Source organism: Rhodococcus sp. FW305-130, assembly GCF_058788335.1.
Window position 1 is genome coordinate 107483 of record NZ_JBYTAP010000012.1, and the last position, 14781, is coordinate 122263.

General features: G+C 63.0%; 22 protein-coding genes. 19 read left to right on the top strand and 3 right to left on the bottom strand.

The window, feature by feature from the left end; translation table 11 throughout:
- The first annotated feature begins 7 nt into the window (after positions 1-7).
- From arsA to AC3WQS_RS29280, 3 genes are all read left to right on the top strand, one after another.
- Positions 8-1765, top strand: a complete 1758-nt coding sequence (gene arsA / locus AC3WQS_RS29270; RefSeq protein ID WP_020971543.1) for an arsenical pump-driving ATPase — start codon at positions 8-10, stop codon at positions 1763-1765.
- Between the two features lie 191 nt (positions 1766-1956).
- Positions 1957-2760: a DnaE2-dependent mutagenesis accessory factor ImuA' gene (imuA', locus tag AC3WQS_RS29275; protein WP_021334477.1), complete on the top strand. Its 804-nt coding sequence runs from the start codon at positions 1957-1959 to the stop codon at positions 2758-2760.
- Positions 2757-3095 (top strand): hypothetical protein, encoded by a 339-nt coding sequence (locus AC3WQS_RS29280; RefSeq protein WP_021334478.1) that lies wholly within the window; start codon positions 2757-2759, stop codon positions 3093-3095. Before imuA' ends, AC3WQS_RS29280 begins: the two co-directional genes overlap by 4 nt.
- A gap of 78 nt (positions 3096-3173) precedes the next feature.
- On the opposite strand, the gene AC3WQS_RS29285 is transcribed toward AC3WQS_RS29280, so the two are convergent.
- Positions 3174-3545 carry a hypothetical protein gene (locus AC3WQS_RS29285; RefSeq protein ID WP_021334479.1) on the bottom strand — a complete coding sequence of 124 codons (372 nt, stop codon included), beginning with the start codon at positions 3543-3545 and terminating at the stop codon, positions 3174-3176.
- A 604-nt stretch (positions 3546-4149) separates the two neighbouring features.
- Here AC3WQS_RS29285 and AC3WQS_RS29290 point away from each other — a divergent pair.
- From AC3WQS_RS29290 to AC3WQS_RS29345, 12 genes are all read left to right on the top strand, one after another.
- Positions 4150-4290 (top strand): hypothetical protein, encoded by a 141-nt coding sequence (locus tag AC3WQS_RS29290; protein ID WP_021334480.1) that lies wholly within the window; start codon positions 4150-4152, stop codon positions 4288-4290.
- Between the two features lie 37 nt (positions 4291-4327).
- Complete coding sequence (locus tag AC3WQS_RS29295; RefSeq protein WP_020971538.1) at positions 4328-4471, top strand: hypothetical protein; 144 nt, start codon at positions 4328-4330, stop codon at positions 4469-4471.
- Positions 4472-4503: 32 nt separating this feature from the next.
- Positions 4504-4713, top strand: a complete 210-nt coding sequence (locus tag AC3WQS_RS29300; RefSeq protein WP_007734790.1) for a hypothetical protein — start codon at positions 4504-4506, stop codon at positions 4711-4713.
- 73 nt (positions 4714-4786) lie between these two features.
- Positions 4787-5041, top strand: a complete 255-nt coding sequence (locus AC3WQS_RS29305) for a hypothetical protein (protein ID WP_021334482.1) — start codon at positions 4787-4789, stop codon at positions 5039-5041.
- A gap of 86 nt (positions 5042-5127) precedes the next feature.
- Positions 5128-6687 carry a ParB/RepB/Spo0J family partition protein gene (locus AC3WQS_RS29310; protein ID WP_492713269.1) on the top strand — a complete coding sequence of 520 codons (1560 nt, stop codon included), beginning with the start codon at positions 5128-5130 and terminating at the stop codon, positions 6685-6687.
- 564 nt (positions 6688-7251) lie between these two features.
- Positions 7252-7482, top strand: coding sequence for a glutaredoxin-like protein NrdH (gene nrdH / locus AC3WQS_RS29315; RefSeq protein ID WP_031332173.1), 231 nt, complete (start codon positions 7252-7254; stop codon positions 7480-7482).
- A gap of 32 nt (positions 7483-7514) precedes the next feature.
- Entirely contained in the window at positions 7515-7835 is a 321-nt protein-coding gene (locus AC3WQS_RS29320; protein WP_021334485.1) for a hypothetical protein, read from the top strand.
- A 6-nt stretch (positions 7836-7841) separates the two neighbouring features.
- Complete coding sequence (locus AC3WQS_RS29325) at positions 7842-8423, top strand: DnaB-like helicase N-terminal domain-containing protein (protein ID WP_234552745.1); 582 nt, start codon at positions 7842-7844, stop codon at positions 8421-8423.
- On the top strand, positions 8420-8644 hold the full coding sequence (locus AC3WQS_RS29330) for a hypothetical protein (RefSeq protein ID WP_031332176.1): 225 nt from the start codon (positions 8420-8422) through the stop codon (positions 8642-8644). The genes AC3WQS_RS29325 and AC3WQS_RS29330 overlap by 4 nt, the downstream gene beginning before the upstream one ends.
- Complete coding sequence (locus tag AC3WQS_RS29335) at positions 8641-8808, top strand: hypothetical protein (RefSeq protein WP_021334487.1); 168 nt, start codon at positions 8641-8643, stop codon at positions 8806-8808. The genes AC3WQS_RS29330 and AC3WQS_RS29335 overlap by 4 nt, the downstream gene beginning before the upstream one ends.
- Positions 8809-8925: 117 nt before the next feature.
- Positions 8926-9141: an antitoxin VbhA family protein gene (locus AC3WQS_RS29340; protein WP_007734780.1), complete on the top strand. Its 216-nt coding sequence runs from the start codon at positions 8926-8928 to the stop codon at positions 9139-9141.
- Complete coding sequence (locus AC3WQS_RS29345) at positions 9138-9980, top strand: Fic/DOC family protein (RefSeq protein WP_021334488.1); 843 nt, start codon at positions 9138-9140, stop codon at positions 9978-9980. Before AC3WQS_RS29340 ends, AC3WQS_RS29345 begins: the two co-directional genes overlap by 4 nt.
- Positions 9981-10034: 54 nt before the next feature.
- On the opposite strand, the gene AC3WQS_RS29350 is transcribed toward AC3WQS_RS29345, so the two are convergent.
- Both AC3WQS_RS29350 and AC3WQS_RS29355 read right to left on the bottom strand, forming a co-directional pair.
- Positions 10035-10400, bottom strand: coding sequence for a hypothetical protein (locus tag AC3WQS_RS29350; RefSeq protein WP_234552766.1), 366 nt, complete (start codon positions 10398-10400; stop codon positions 10035-10037).
- Positions 10401-10752: 352 nt separating this feature from the next.
- On the bottom strand, positions 10753-11166 hold the full coding sequence (locus tag AC3WQS_RS29355) for a hypothetical protein (protein WP_134771767.1): 414 nt from the start codon (positions 11164-11166) through the stop codon (positions 10753-10755).
- Between the two features lie 525 nt (positions 11167-11691).
- Between AC3WQS_RS29355 and AC3WQS_RS29360 the strand changes: the two genes are divergently transcribed.
- The 4 genes from AC3WQS_RS29360 to AC3WQS_RS29375 all read left to right on the top strand — a co-directional run bounded on the left by AC3WQS_RS29360 (position 11692) and on the right by AC3WQS_RS29375 (position 14665).
- Positions 11692-12588, top strand: a complete 897-nt coding sequence (locus tag AC3WQS_RS29360) for an ArdC-like ssDNA-binding domain-containing protein (RefSeq protein ID WP_492713268.1) — start codon at positions 11692-11694, stop codon at positions 12586-12588.
- 87 nt (positions 12589-12675) lie between these two features.
- Positions 12676-13014: a hypothetical protein gene (locus tag AC3WQS_RS29365; protein WP_021334491.1), complete on the top strand. Its 339-nt coding sequence runs from the start codon at positions 12676-12678 to the stop codon at positions 13012-13014.
- 23 nt (positions 13015-13037) lie between these two features.
- Complete coding sequence (locus tag AC3WQS_RS29370; RefSeq protein ID WP_234552764.1) at positions 13038-13325, top strand: hypothetical protein; 288 nt, start codon at positions 13038-13040, stop codon at positions 13323-13325.
- Positions 13326-13642: 317 nt separating this feature from the next.
- Entirely contained in the window at positions 13643-14665 is a 1023-nt protein-coding gene (locus AC3WQS_RS29375) for a DUF4192 family protein (protein WP_031332179.1), read from the top strand.
- The last annotated feature ends 116 nt before the right edge of the window (positions 14666-14781 follow it).

Genomic DNA, 14781 nt, shown 5'->3' on the forward strand with positions numbered 1-14781 from the left:
CCACAAAATGAAGTTCCTGAACAACGCGCCCCGATTCCTGTTCTTCACCGGCAAAGGCGGTGTCGGCAAAACCTCCATCGCCTGCGCGAGCGCGATCACCCTCGCCCGCGCCGGGAAGAAAGTGCTGCTCGTGAGCACCGATCCAGCCTCCAACGTCGGACAGGTCTTCGGCGTGAGCATCGGCAACACCATCACCGACATTCCCGCCGCTCCCGGATTGTCTGCGCTCGAGATCGACCCCGAACAAGCCGCCGCCGCCTATCGCGAGCGGATCATCGGCCCCGTCCGCGGATTGCTCCCCGAGAAGGAGATCGCGGCGATCGCCGAACAGCTCTCCGGGTCCTGCACCACCGAAATAGCGTCGTTCAACGAATTCACCGGACTGCTCTCCGGCCAAGGCGACATCACCGCGGACTTCGACCATGTCCTCTTCGACACCGCTCCGACGGGGCACACCATCCGGCTGCTGCAGCTTCCCGGATCGTGGACCGAGTTCCTCGACGACGGTAAAGGCGACGCATCGTGCCTGGGGCCGCTGTCCGGGCTCGAGAAGCAGCGAGCCGTCTACGCCGACGCCGTTGCCGCGCTCGCAGATCCGCAGCGGACCCGCCTCGTCCTGGTCTCGCGCGCCCAGCGTTCGACGCTCGCCGAAATCACCCGCACCCACCGTGAACTCGCCGACATCGGACTGACCCATCAGCATGTCGTGATCAACGGTGTCCTCCCGGGCCCGGCCGACGACACCGATCCGCTCGCGACCGCGATCTACCGGCGTGAACAAGCCGCGATAGCCGGCCTGCCCGACGAATTGGCGCAATTGCCCACCGATCAGGTCCCGCTCAAAGCGACCAATATCGTCGGTATCGACGCACTCGAGAGCCTCTTTGCTGCCGACCTCGGCCCGGTATCCGCCGCCTCAGCGGACCCGTCCCTGCAGCTACCCAGTTCTCCACTCTCATCCCTGATCGACGAACTCGACACCGACGATCACGGCCTGATCATGTGCATGGGCAAAGGCGGAGTCGGCAAGACCACCATCGCCGCCGCCATCGCTGTCGCCCTCGCCGAACGCGGCCACCAGGTGCACCTGACCACCACCGACCCGGCCGCACATCTGACAGAAACCTTGAACGGGGAACTCGACAACCTCCAGATCTCCCGAATCGACCCCGCCGAAGCCACCGAGCAGTACCGCACCCGCGTCTTGACCACCAAAGGCAAGAACCTCGACGACCGCGGACGCGCGAACCTCGCCGAAGACCTCCGATCGCCGTGCACGGAGGAAGTGGCCGTCTTTCAGGCGTTTTCGCGGGTGATTCACGAATCGAGTCGCAAATTCGTCGTCGTGGACACGGCCCCGACCGGGCACACCTTGTTGTTGCTCGACGCCACCGGCTCCTACCACCGGGAAATCGCCCGACAAATGGGTGAGAACAGCAACTTCACCACCCCACTCATGCGACTACAGGACCCGAACGCCACGAAAGTCCTACTCGTGACCCTCGCTGAAACCACCCCCGTCCTCGAGGCCGCCGGTCTCCAAGCCGACCTACAACGCGCAGGCATCGAGCCCTGGGCATGGGTGGTCAACAACTCCCTCGCCGCAGCCGAACCAACCTCGACGCTCCTGCAGCAACGCGCAGCCGGCGAGATCACCGAAATCGACACCATCACAGACCAATACAGCCAACGAACCGCCGTCGTTCCGATGTTCGCCGAAGAACCCATCGGCGAAGCCGCCCTGGCAGCTCTGATCAAGGCATAGCCCCTCCCCCCAAAAGTCGAGCACTACGAAGCCCGACTGCGGTCAACAGCTAAAGAAAACGACCCGAGCTTGCTCGAGCCGGTGGCCGGCAGTAGCGATCCGGACCTTTCCGCCACCGTTCTTATCGAACTTGTGTTCGAGTACTCTGGACGTGCGGGAAGTGTGCGCGAATCCAGGAAAGCGGGGCGACGATGAGCCAACAGCCCCAGTCATCATCAACAACGGTGCTGACCAAGGCGGACAAGCTCGAACAGTTACGCCGCAAGATGGCCTCGATCCCCGCTCGCTCGGACGGCACCGAACCAGCCACGCCGTCGGTGATGCTCCGCCCGGTCGACGAGCGTGAGCCGGCCCCGATCGTGGCCACCGCGCAATCAGCCCTCCGGATGCTTCCCGTTCCGGCGCCGATCGGTGATCTGCTCCCGCGCGGCGGGTTGGCCCGAGGAACCGTCGTCAGCGTCGACGGCGCAGCATCGGTCCTGATCGGACTGCTCGCCACCATTACCGCAGCCGGCGGGCATGTCGCCGTAATCGGAATGCCCGGCCTCGGACTTCTCGCTTTCCATGAGCAAGGCGCAGATTTGGCGAAGCTCGCCCTCGTCCCTCAGCCGAAGGATGCCGGGATCGACTGTGCCGCAATTCTGCTGGAGGGTTTCGATGCCGTTGTGCTGGGCCTCGCCGGAGGCGCTGTGACGCCCTCTCGCGGGCGGGCAGTGACAGCAAGGGCGCGAAGTAAGGGATCGCTGCTCATCGTGACAGAAGGCCAGTGGGACGGTCCGGATCTGCGGATCTCGTCCCGTGTTTTCGGATACTCGGGTCTATCCGCGGGGAGAGGGCGGGTGACAGGCGTTCGGCTCGACGTCGCGGCCGTCGGGAAAGGATTCCAGCAACGCGCCGGACGCGTGGAGATCCGCGACGACGTCGGACAGCTCCGCTGGGCGACCGTCGACGACACCACCCTCGCATCGACACCGCCATTGAGGGCAGCACAGTGATCAACACCGACCACTGGTCGGAACGCTGGCCCGATCACCCCGTGATCAGGACATTCGACTCACCGAGGGCAGTGAAAGTCGACATCGGCCGCGCGCTCCCGCTCGGCCGCGGGGGAGCCTCACGCGCCGATCATGTGAGCATGCGGGTGAAAACATCCGCGCTCTACATGTCCGGATACCTCGACGGCATTCTTAAATTCTGGGCAAGGATGCACGATGGTCAATGGTTGGCCGGGGTAACCGTGCGAGTCACCGATGCCGGCGGAACCAACCTCGTAGAGATCGACATGCTCGTGACCGCCGACGCCATCGCGGAAGTGCCGGCCACCAATTGAGCTGGGCAATTACGGACACGCGGAAAGGGCCGGTGAGCAATGCGCTCACCGGCCCTACGCGTACAAACTCGACCTATGTCACCACTCCTGGACGATATCGACGGTGCTGCGCCAGATCGCCGGGTTGTTCACACTGAAAGAGACCTGGCCTTGGTGATTAGCAGTCTCGTCAACCAGCTGGCCGATAGTGGCGCGGACGATAGTCCCGTTGTTGTAGACCGATCCTTCGCCGGAATACACGCCCCAGTATTCGCCGGGGATGGCGTTGAGGAAATCAGCGGTGTTGGTGTCGGCGAGGAAGCGCGTCTCGTTCTGATCGAACCGAACACCGACATATCCGTCTCCGGAATACGGCGTAACGGCAGATGCGGCACCCGCGCCGAGGAGGGCGACAGCGCCGGCTGCGACCGGGACCAGCAGCGCAGCTACGGCCATACGTGAACGGGACATGGAAACCTCCTGTGACGTGAAGGCTGCATCGACCGCAACCAACTTGATGTAACTGACGGTATCGCAAATGCTGGTAACCGAACATTTGCGACAACATGACCTCGGTCACGTGGTCGAGGAACTGGAAGTCTGACATTCGTGCCGCTCGCACTTTATGACTAGGCGAAACAGTAGATAAGGGCCGGGAGTTTGTACACGGAAACGGGCCGCTTGTCGCTTTTCGTTCCCTCTGAGTGAATGCCTGGCACTCAACCCGGTCGGTCGGACCACCCACTGCATCCGCCTGCCCGGCGGCCCGGCCACCTGCGGTGTCCCCCGAAGAGAACTCCGCTTCGCTCCGTTCTGGAAAAGCGTTTTATTTGTTTCTCCTTCTGGCCTTCCGATTTTGACCGGCGGTGACCTGCGCGCAACCGCTGACTCCGCTTCGCTCCGGCCTTCGGCTCGAAAGACTTTTTCAACCCGCACTCGCAAGCTCGCAGAAAAACTCTTCCGCTCACCAGTTGCACTCCGCCCCCCTCATGCCGGTCCAACTCTCCTATGCCAGAAGGCGAAAAAAATTGGCGGGGCACAGGATTGGTCCCCAGCCGCGAACGAAAGGTCACCGATGAGCGACGACTACGACTACGCCGAGGGCGACGACTACAGCGCGGCAACCATCCACTACGCCGGACTCAGTTGCGGGTGCGGTGACTACTCCTGCCCTCGCATGCACGACGACGCCGTGCAGTGCGTCAACGCCGAGTAACGACAACCACCCACCAATCTCGAGCAAAGGAAAAACGATGAGCAACGAGACGAACTGCGACTGCGGCCAAACCTCCTGCCCTGCAATGACAGACGACACGCAGATGTGCATCTACCCGGACCCCGGCGACTACGCCTGCACCGCGCAACGATCCGGCGACGAGGACTGCATCTGCGGTTGAGCGACCCACCACCCACCACAAAGGAGCCCCACATGAGCACCGAAACCGACACCCTCGCACCCGCGCTCGTCGCTGTTGTCGAGGCGACCGCAGCGCTCGATGCAGCGATGTTCGACCGCAGTCGCGAAGGGTTCATCGACGTCACCGCCCTGGTCGACGCATTCGCAGCCGCCCGCGCCGCAGCCCGCGACGCCGGACACACCGAGGAGGACATCGACGCCGCCGCCACCCCCACCAACTAACCACCCACCCATTCGTCACCAGCAAGGACGCGCAGCATGACCGACCGCAACCGCCCGACCGAAGGAGAAAACGATGTACGGATACGACCTGCACAACATCTGCGAGAAAGCGGATGCGTGGGCGAAGTTGTTCGAGACAGCCGAGTATCTCGCCAGCGTCGTCGAGCACAACTGCTGCTCGGAAATCGACGTGTTCGTGGAGTTGCTCATCGCGCTCGACTACCACGGCCACGCCTCCGACCTGATGGACGCACACATCGAGGCCGATAGCTGCCGAGAGCGCCACCCCACGGCCGATCAAGTGATCTTGGAACCGGCCACCGCTTGAGATCGAAAACCCTACGGAAACAACACAACACCGGGCAGCTGTTACCTGCCCGGTGTCGTGTCCCGAAGTCTACGAGAGGAATCGCGATGACCGCAACACACACCGCCCCCGCCGCAGCACTCGAGGTCGCGCAGCTGCACCCCGACGCCCTCGACATCGGCGAGAACGTCCGCGACAGCGTCGATCTGGCGCAGACCCCCGACTTTGTCGAATCCATCCGTGAAAACGGAGTACTCGAAGCGATCAGCGCCGTCCGGACCGCAGACGGCGCGATCGTCGTCCGCGACGGCCAGCGCCGCACCCTCGCCGCCCGCGACACCGGCCTGACCAGCATCCCTGTCGTGATCTATCCCGACACCGAAGGCAGCGACAAGGCCCGCGCCGTCGACCGGATCGGCAAGCAGATCACCGCCAACCGGCACCGCGAAGGGCTGACCGCAGCTCAGCACACCCGAGGAGTTGCGCAGATGCTCGAATTCGGCGCATCCATCACGAAGGTGTCCAAGACCCTCGCGATGGACAAAAAGGACGTGAAAGCCCAGGCAGCGGTAGGGAAAGCGGAGGCGGCCCGCGCCGCCCTGGACGCCGGACAGCTCGACCTCGCACACGCGGCAGTAGTGGCCGAGTTCGAGGAAGCCGGAGACACCGACGCCGTCGAAAAGCTCCTGACCACCAGGCCTTACAACTTCGACCACGTAGCGGAGCGACTACGCGGGTTGCGCGAAGAACGGGAGGCATACGCCCGCGCCGCAGCCCCGTTCGAGGAGAAGGGATTTACGATCCTTCCGCACAATCACATCAGTTTCGGGGAGGAGGTGCCCTCCCCGTCCGACCTGGTCGCCACAGACGGCGACGAGGTCACCCCGGACATGATCGACGCAGCCCCGCAGTTCTGGGCAGTGTTCCTGGGATTGAACGACGCCTTTTTCGACAAAGCCACCGGCGAGCGCGTCGACTACGACGACGTCGATTGGGACACCGAAGACGACGATTCTGCCGTACCCGACGAAGGGCTACGGCACGCCAACACCGTCGACTACCGGCCCGAATACCTACCGGAATACTGGTGCATCGACCAGGAAGGCGCAGGACTCGAGCCGCGACCGATCATCGACGCGGTTCCCGCCGCCGCCAGCGGAAACGACCCCGCCGAGGCAGCTCGGGCAGTGCGCGAGCAGGAAGCGAAGGACAAGCAGGAACGCCGACGAGTCCGCGAGCTGAACAAGCAGGCCGAGGCCGCGACCACCGTCCGCCGCGAGTTCCTGCGCACAACCTTGCTCGCCCGCAAGACCCCACCGAAAACGGCAGCGGCCTACGTCGCGACCACCCTCGCCCGCGATCCCGGACTGATCTCGGAATACAAGGCAGCGGAATCACTCGGTGAGCTGCTCGGATTCAAGGGCTACTACCCCGGCCGAGAGTTGGCCGAGCAAGTGGCGAAGGTGTCCGAGGCTCGCGCTCAGGTGCTGCTCCTCGCGCTGGTGATCGCCGCGCAAGAGTCCCGCATGGTCAGAGACGCATGGCGCGCCAAGCCCAAGAACGCCGACCAGTACCTCAGTTTCCTGATGGAACAGGGCTACACCCTCGCCGCCGTCGAGGAAATCATCACCGGACAGCTCACATTCGACGAGGTCGCGATCGACTGACCCGATGTTGCGGCGATCCCCGGCCCGAAAGGGCTGGGGATCGTCCGCCCTTCCGCCCCGCACCTTCCACCTCCGGCCGCCGGTCAGAGCCGCGGGCGGACCGGAAGGGCGGAATGCGGGCACCAACAGACACACCGGAAAGCGCCCGGCCGCCGGCCCCTAACCACGACAAAAGCGCAAGGAAAAGGAGCCGACCCGCCCCGGTGTGAACATTCTTCTATCCCGACACTCGCGCATCAAGGCCGCTCCAGAAATAATATCCACACGCGCCACTCGCACGCTCGAACAAAGGCGCTGCGATATTTTTTCCTACACTCACCTTGACCCACTCCTGCCGAGGCCAGAATATCGGCACATACCGGGGGAGGTGGAGAAATTGCAGGTAGAACGCGTGCAAGTAGCTGTGTATGTCACGGTTCGGCATTAGGGAAAGAATGTGGAAGTGATTGAATATGTCATTAAATAAATCGGAAACTAATCGAAGAAATGCCGCGAAAGTATTGTTCTATATCGCATTATTCGATAGAATGAAATCAATAAAGAATCACCGACGGGGGAATGAAAATGACGATCACCGTATACACCAAGCCCGCATGTGTGCAATGCAATGCCACGTACCGCGCACTCGACAAAGCGGGAATCGAATACGACGTCATCGACATCACCGAAAACGCACAGGCCCGCGATTACGTCATGAGCCTGGGATACCTGCAAGCCCCCGTCGTCGTCGCAGGAGAAAACCACTGGAGCGGATTCCGTCCCGACGAAATCTCCAAGCTCACCACGGCCGCCTGACCACACACTTTCACCAGCGAAGCGAGGACACCATGACCGCAGCAGCATTCACCTTCACTCCCGATGCAGACTTCGTCGACCGCGCACTCGACGCCGAGCTCCGCCGCGACAGCGAATCCGTCGACCGCAAACTCCGCACCATGCTCGCCGCCCTCGACGACTCCCTCGCCGGAATCAGTGATGCACGCGAAGAGCTGCACACCCTCTACACCGCCCCCGGCACGGACACCGCCGGAGATGTTTCCGCCCATGACCAGGACATCGCAACTCATCTCGCCGAGGCTGCCCGCAACCTCCGCGCAGCCGCCGAGATCCTGCGCAGCCACCGGCAACTCACCTCACCGCGACCCTGACCTCCCATGCCCACCGGCGACAGCAAGGACCCCGACGTGACACTCTCACTGGCCACCGTCCCCGTCCCCGACTTCGACGACCTCACCGACAACGAAGCGGAGATCGACGAATACAGCACCGCCCTCGACGTCGAAGCTCAACTCCTGTGCTCACTGCTCTGGGCACCGGCCGAAAGTGCGAAACGAACCGTCGCAGCCCTGACCAGCGCCGACTTCTACCGTCCCGTGAACGCGGCACTGTTCACCGCCATCTCCGAACTCGTCGACGCCGGCAAACCTCACAACAGTGCCCACGTCTTCACCACCTTGCAGCAGGAAGGCCGCACCAGCGGTCACCTCGGGAAACAGCTCACCAAAGCACTCACCGACATCACCACCATCGGCGTCCCGTCCGCTGAACTCGAGCACAACATCGCCGCAGTCCTCACCCAGGCATACCGCCGCGGATTCCGCGCAGCAGCACGATCCCTCGCCCAAGCCGCCGAAGAACTCCCCGAAGACCAACTGTTCGAGCACCTGCTCAGCATCGGCCGCGAACGCCGCGCAGCCTCCCAACGCCTCGCCGCCATCCGCGAAGGCCGAGCATGAACACTCCAGACAAGCCAGATCAGCGAATCAGCAGGCCGGGGGTGGTGAAACACAGCATCTTCGGTGTCCTCGCCCTCGCTGTCGCAGCCCTGGACTTCACCATCGGAACCAGCCGAACCCTCATCGCCGGAGCCGGGTTACTCGCCCTTTCGACCTACAGCTTCCTGAAAGCGTCCAAACTCCGAAGGTCGCCCTCGAGCAGACAGGAACCCAGAACATGAACGATGACGAACACGACGCCTGGCAGCTGCACCACCACGGAGCCGACTGGGACGAAATCGGCACCGAAATGGGATGCAGCCCCACCACAGCGCAAACCCTCGCAGCCGCCTACGAAAAACGCACCGACAACGCCGCCGCACAAACCCAAAACACCCTGTTCTGACACCACCCTCGCAGGTCTGTTGATCGCAGGAAACAAGCAATGATCAGGTAGAATAGACAACGGTTCGCAGCTCCCCTGCGCACCACCACACTCGCCCGAGTCGACGAAGGAGCACCGGTGACCACTGCACGCAACGCACAGTCGCACATGACCGAAGCCCAGATCGACCGAGCCATCGCCGCCGCCACCGCCGGCCACCGCATGGCCGGCATGGAACCCAGCGAATACGGCATCGAAGTCGGACGACGGCAACTACGCGGAGAAATCACCGGCGACGAAGCAGTCGCACTCGTCCTCGCCGAAAACCGCCGCCGCCGAGCTGCCCGCAGTTGAAAGACCCGTACGTCGACCCCGACACCGGGGTCCTGATCAACAAACTCGGGCACACCGACCCGCAAGCACTCCTCGAGGACGAAACCGAAGCGGCGTATCAGCGCATTCTGCAGCTCGAATTACAGCCCATCGCAGGTAATTTCGACTTCGAACACCTGAAGAAGATCCACCAATTCATCCTGCAAGACGTCTACGACTGGGCAGGCACCCTCCGCACCCGCGACACCGGCGCCGTCGGCATGAACCTCCCACACTGCCGACCCGAACACATCGAAAACCAAGCCGCGTTCATCTTCCGCGGAATCGCCAAAGACAACTTCCCCCAAGGACTCCCGAAAGACCGCGCCGTCGACCGACTCGCCTATCACTGGGGCGAAACCACCGTCCTGCACCCGTTTCGGGACGGCAACTCCCGCTCGCAACGAGTGTTCTTCGACGAACTCCTCAAATCCTCCGGCTGGACCATCGACTGGCAGAAAGTCCACGCCTCCGCAGTACAAGCAGCCCGCTACGTCGCCATGGAAGCAACCCACACCCCACTCCGTGATGTCCTCGCCCCCGGCGTACACCGCAACGGCACCGAACCGCCCACGCTCGCCAGCACCCAAGGCAACGTCATCCACCTCGAGGTAGCCGAGCACCACAAAGCGATGATCGACCACCTCCGCAGCGGAAACCGCACACCGTACAACCCCAACGAACTCGGCGACCTCATGCGCAGCCGACTACTCGACTACCCGTCACAGCCACCGACGGGTTCACGGGAATCAGGGACGACCGGTCCGGAAACCTCGCGGACCCAGACACCGAAACGCGCCCACGACCTCGGCCGCGACTGAAAACTTCCAAACAAAAAGCGGACTGAACAGCACAAATGTGGCCGTGAATTGCTCCTACTGAAACTTTTCGGCGTGATCGCTCAACAGCCGAGCAAGAGCCCGAACGGTTTTCGGGTCAGTCATATCGCCGCCGCGCGCGCAACCGATCCTGGCACCTGACGCCGCCTCCGCAGCCTGCAACTCCCGATATGCCTCAACAAGCTCCGCACTGGGATTCGCCATCAGCTCCGCTTGACGTTTCTGCTCAGCCTCGCGAGCAACGCGCATCTGGGACGAAAACTGCTCCTCTCGCCAGATTCCGAACCGGCGACGTTTCCACGGCCCACGAACATCCGCGCCGGCCATCCACGCCGAGAACTGCTCCTTGTCCCGCTCCCACATCCGCGGCCGAAAATCCGGACTCCAACTATCCACCAACATTTCCCCCATCAAGCGCCGACCTGCGGACCACCCCAAATTAGCAGCCTGCCACCACCAATACCGCAGCACGCGAAAAGCCCAAACCACCACGGTCTGCCAGGCCGAAACGCGAACACGACCTCGACCCAACTGACAACTTCCAGACCGAGGAATGGCCCGACTCAGAGTTAGTCCATCTCTCATCTCAATTTGCTACTAAAAAATCTATTAACAGCGCCTTCACGCTCATCACACATCGAACCAACCAGCCCACCAGCATCAGCGGCAATGCCAACACCACAACCAACACCCGAGTCCTACTCGATCCTGGACGGCCCCACCACCAGAAATGTCATCGACGCAACCTGCTCGACTACCCCAAATAGGTAAAACCTGAATAAAGAAAGTACCCAGTGGTTGCAGCAAATGCGAAGGAAACTGCGCATTCAAATGCTCCCTCACGTTTCTTCTTTTTAATGCTTTCGATATAGTCTTCCTCCCCGGATGCCCGATTCCGTCGATACACCAGTAACATTGATTCCATCTCTTCTACAGTATGGCGGGTTCGGTTCATGATGAAGATTCCGCCAAGCCCTGAATAGAGGCAAATCGCTAAAAGTATGACAACAATGACTTGTGGAGGAAATCCAATAAAGTCGCCTAGGTTCCTAAAGTAATCGACTGCTGAAGCCCAACGACGTTGACCCGCTTTGGGTCCAGCGATCAATCCAGCAGTGATCAGTCCACCCACAATCCCAATGCCAAGATCGCGTTTTACGCTTCCCACCGCACTCCCCGTCTGTTAAACGAAATTGCACCTTACCGGGCCAGTCGGTGTTGCGAGACTCTACTACCAATGAAATGAACATTTCAGAGCTACCGCGACACCGAGCGTGTCGAGTCCCGTCGCTCCCGCACAATCACCCCGCCAGCCACCCGAGCGGGAGGTGCGAACGCCTGGCCTGTTGCCGGCGGTGTGTTGGCGCCTGCCCGGCGGACGGCCACCTACGGTGTCCTCCGAATTGAGCTCCGCTGCGCTCCGCACCAGTGAAAAGCGTTGATTTGTTTGTCCTTCTGGCCTTCCGATTCTCGTCGGCGGTGACCTGCGCGCAACCCCTGGCGGCGATGCCGGCCCGAGGCTCCGAGAAATTTTCTCAACCCGCACTCGCACGCTCGCAGAGAAATTTTCCCGGCCCAGGGGTGGCACTCCGGCCCCCTCATGCCGACGCGATTCTCCTTTGCCAGCAGGGCAAAAAAATTTGGCGGCCACCGAGCAGGGGGACGCCACCGGATCAGCGGAGGCCGAAAAGTTATGGGCGCGAAGACCACGGCAGACAAGAGCGCGGCACGACGCGAGCAGGCCGCCGCACTGCACGAGAGCATCACCGCGAAAGTCGCCCAGCTCACCGACACCGACGCATGGGCCGCCTACCTGACCGCCGCAGCAGCGTTCCACTCCTACAGCTTCAACAACGTCATGTTGATTTTCTCGCAGGCCCCGGACGCCAGCCAGGTCGCCGGATTCCGCAAGTGGCAGGAACTCGGACGGCAGGTCCGCAAGGGCGAAAAGTCGATCAAGATTTTCGGCTACTCGACCAAGAAGATCACCGAAACCGACACCGAGATCGGAGAGGAAACTACCCGCCGAGCAGCACGGTTCCCGATCCTGTCCGTGTTCGACATCGCCCAAACCGACCCGATCGAAGGACACCCCGCCGCAGCAGCCGAGACCATCACCACCCGACCGCAAGGCGAAGACCCCGCCGCGATCTACACCCGCGTCGCGGACGTGATGACCGAACAGGGATGGACCGTCACCCGCGAGCACATCGCCGGAGAATCGAACGGCCGCACCAGCCTCGACGGATCACGCCGCATCATCGTCGACGACACGATCAGCGACGCCCAAGCCGCGAAAACGATGATTCACGAAGCCGCCCACGCGCTCATGCACGCCAACGGAGACATCGACCCCGCCGAGCTGCACCGAGGCCGCGCCGAAGTCGAAGCCGAATCCGTCGCCTACGTCCTCGCCGGACTGCTCGGACTCGACACCACCGATTACAGCATCGGCTACATCGCCGGATGGGGAAACGGAGACCTCGAGGTCATCACCGACACCGCCCGCGCAGTCCTGGCGACCGTCCACACCCTCGCCGAGGCACTCGAACCCGCCACCGCCGAAGCCGAGGACACCGCCGCCGCATAGACGGCAACACCCCGCAAACACAGTGCGACACCGGGCGGTAGGAGGCCGCCCGGTGTCGCACCCGAAAGTCTACGAAAGGGCAACGACATGAGCACCATCACCGACGAGCTGCGCGCCGACACGATGTACAGCAACACCATCGACACCGCGTACCCCGCGATCACACCCTCAGGGATGACGGCCGCAGAGATCCTCGAGACGCTGACCGCAAAGATCACCACCGCCACGAGCGCGGCAGGGATGCAAGCGGAAATCGGGTGGCTCACCCTCGCGCACGAAGTGACCGCTCGCGAAGCCGTCGCCCTGCTCGCCGTCGCCACCCGCCGCGCCTACGACGCCGGACAGATCGCACCCTCACGGGTGAATCGGGTTTACGGCCGAGTCGAGCGCGCCGCCGCACCGCACGGAATCCGATTCCGGTGGTGAGTGCGCCGAGGGCAGGTGCGGAGGTGGATCCGCAGATGTTCACCGGATGCGTTCTTGCGGGATGCTCGAACATCGTGGCCGAGGACGGAGAAATCTGCTCGCAGTGCCGCCGCATCTTCGGCGACATGATCAGGCCCGTATCCGAGCGAGAGCGCGCCGAGACCGCCGAACCCGCGCGCCCCGCCGCGACCGCAGCGCAGGTGTTGACCCGACGCAATCAACGGTGCTGGCTGTGCGAGCAACGCCGCACCTGTACCTGCGTCGGTGGTCAGTGGGAGTGCCGCGACTGCACGCGGTCGGCGGAAAGATGACGCCTGCCCGGCGGCCGGCCACCTTCGGTGTCCCCCGAAATGAACTCCGCTGCGCTGCGTCCTGATGAAGAACATCTTTTGTTCTCCTTCTGGCCTTCCGATTCTCGTCGGCGGTGACCTGCGCGCAACCCCTGGCGGCGCAAGCGCCGGCCGATGGCTCCGAGAAATTTTCGTCACTCGCAAGCTCCCGCCGAAATTTTCTCGGCCCAGGGGTGGCACTCCGGCCCCCTCATGCCGACGCGATTCTCCTTTGCCAGCAGGCGAAAAAAATTGGCGGGGCACCCGGCCCGGTCACTTTCATCAGCGAGGGGAACGACATGCAGCGCATCCGTTTGAACACCGCCACCGAGGTACTTGCCTCCATCCCCACCATGCTCGGATTCATCCCGTCCGCATCGGTCATCGTGATCATGCTCAAAGACGAAATCGTCGACGGCCGCACCACCAAGCAGATCGCCCTTGTCACGCGCACCGACGCCGCCACCGGCGAGGGCGCCGAATTCGATCCCGCCCCGTACCTCCAAGCCGCCGCACGCGCCGAGACCACGGCCACGATCTGCGTTGCCGTAGCCGAAGACGCCGCCGCAGTCATCGCGCTCGACCAGATCGCGATCCTGCGCCAGGGATTCCGTGACGCCGGAATCCACGACATGCTCGCCTTGCACGTCACCGCGCTCGAAGCCGGAGCGTTGTGGACCGATCTCGACACGTACGCGACCGGACTCACCGAAGACCCGAACGCCTCAACATTGAGCATTCACAACGCCGTCGAACAAGGCCGCAGCACCGCAGCCTCACGCGAGGACATCGCAGCCCGCTACGCCGTCACCGTCGAAGCGGACACCGCAACCGCACACGCCGCGCTGCACGCGCAGGGAACGGACTTCGTTCGCCACGCCGTCACCGAACTCGCGACACTCATCCGCACACGCGCTAACCCGGACGCCGAGCTGGCCGCTCGTGTCGGACTGTGCGCCGCCATCAGCCCCACCGCACGCGATGCCCTGCTGTTCACCGCCAACGGAAACGAGCACGCCGCCGCCCATGCGTTCGCGACCATCGCCCGCCAGGTACGCGGCAACGCTCGCATCCAGATTCTCACCGTCGCGGCGTACTGCTCCTACATCAGCGGCGACGGACCCGGTACCGGAATCGCACTCGAGGCCGCCCAAGCCGCAGTGATCGACGGCAACGGCGAACACGACACCCCACTGCGCAACCTGCTCGACTTCGCACTCGAGCACGCAGTCTCGCCCGCCGCAGTCACCACGCAACTGCACGCGATCGGTGCCGATGCAGCGCGATCCTTCGGCGTCGACGTCGACAATCTCGACAGCTGAAAAACGGCAGCGGGGGGGGGGGGGGGGGGGGGGGGGGGGGGGGGGGGGGGGGGGGGGGGGGGGGGGGGGGGGTGTTTTTTTTTTTTTTTTTTTTTTTTTTTTTTTCTTTCCCCCCC

What these genes read in the sequence shown, in the direction of transcription:
- AC3WQS_RS29360 (WP_492713268.1), top strand. Translation starts at nt 11,692, where the DNA reads ATGGGCGCGAAGACCACGGCAGACAAGAGCGCGGCACGACGCGAGCAG.
- AC3WQS_RS29365 (WP_021334491.1), top strand. Translation starts at nt 12,676, where the DNA reads ATGAGCACCATCACCGACGAGCTGCGCGCCGACACGATGTACAGCAAC.
- arsA (WP_020971543.1), top strand. Translation starts at nt 8, where the DNA reads ATGAAGTTCCTGAACAACGCGCCCCGATTCCTGTTCTTCACCGGCAAA.
- nrdH (WP_031332173.1), top strand. Translation starts at nt 7,252, where the DNA reads ATGACGATCACCGTATACACCAAGCCCGCATGTGTGCAATGCAATGCC.
- AC3WQS_RS29375 (WP_031332179.1), top strand. Translation starts at nt 13,643, where the DNA reads ATGCAGCGCATCCGTTTGAACACCGCCACCGAGGTACTTGCCTCCATC.
- AC3WQS_RS29295 (WP_020971538.1), top strand. Translation starts at nt 4,328, where the DNA reads ATGAGCAACGAGACGAACTGCGACTGCGGCCAAACCTCCTGCCCTGCA.
- AC3WQS_RS29300 (WP_007734790.1), top strand. Translation starts at nt 4,504, where the DNA reads ATGAGCACCGAAACCGACACCCTCGCACCCGCGCTCGTCGCTGTTGTC.
- AC3WQS_RS29350 (WP_234552766.1), bottom strand. Translation starts at nt 10,400, where the DNA reads ATGTTGGTGGATAGTTGGAGTCCGGATTTTCGGCCGCGGATGTGGGAG.
- AC3WQS_RS29335 (WP_021334487.1), top strand. Translation starts at nt 8,641, where the DNA reads ATGAACGATGACGAACACGACGCCTGGCAGCTGCACCACCACGGAGCC.
- AC3WQS_RS29325 (WP_234552745.1), top strand. Translation starts at nt 7,842, where the DNA reads ATGCCCACCGGCGACAGCAAGGACCCCGACGTGACACTCTCACTGGCC.
- AC3WQS_RS29320 (WP_021334485.1), top strand. Translation starts at nt 7,515, where the DNA reads ATGACCGCAGCAGCATTCACCTTCACTCCCGATGCAGACTTCGTCGAC.
- AC3WQS_RS29285 (WP_021334479.1), bottom strand. Translation starts at nt 3,545, where the DNA reads ATGTCCCGTTCACGTATGGCCGTAGCTGCGCTGCTGGTCCCGGTCGCA.
- AC3WQS_RS29290 (WP_021334480.1), top strand. Translation starts at nt 4,150, where the DNA reads ATGAGCGACGACTACGACTACGCCGAGGGCGACGACTACAGCGCGGCA.
- AC3WQS_RS29305 (WP_021334482.1), top strand. Translation starts at nt 4,787, where the DNA reads ATGTACGGATACGACCTGCACAACATCTGCGAGAAAGCGGATGCGTGG.
- imuA' (WP_021334477.1), top strand. Translation starts at nt 1,957, where the DNA reads ATGAGCCAACAGCCCCAGTCATCATCAACAACGGTGCTGACCAAGGCG.
- AC3WQS_RS29330 (WP_031332176.1), top strand. Translation starts at nt 8,420, where the DNA reads ATGAACACTCCAGACAAGCCAGATCAGCGAATCAGCAGGCCGGGGGTG.
- AC3WQS_RS29310 (WP_492713269.1), top strand. Translation starts at nt 5,128, where the DNA reads ATGACCGCAACACACACCGCCCCCGCCGCAGCACTCGAGGTCGCGCAG.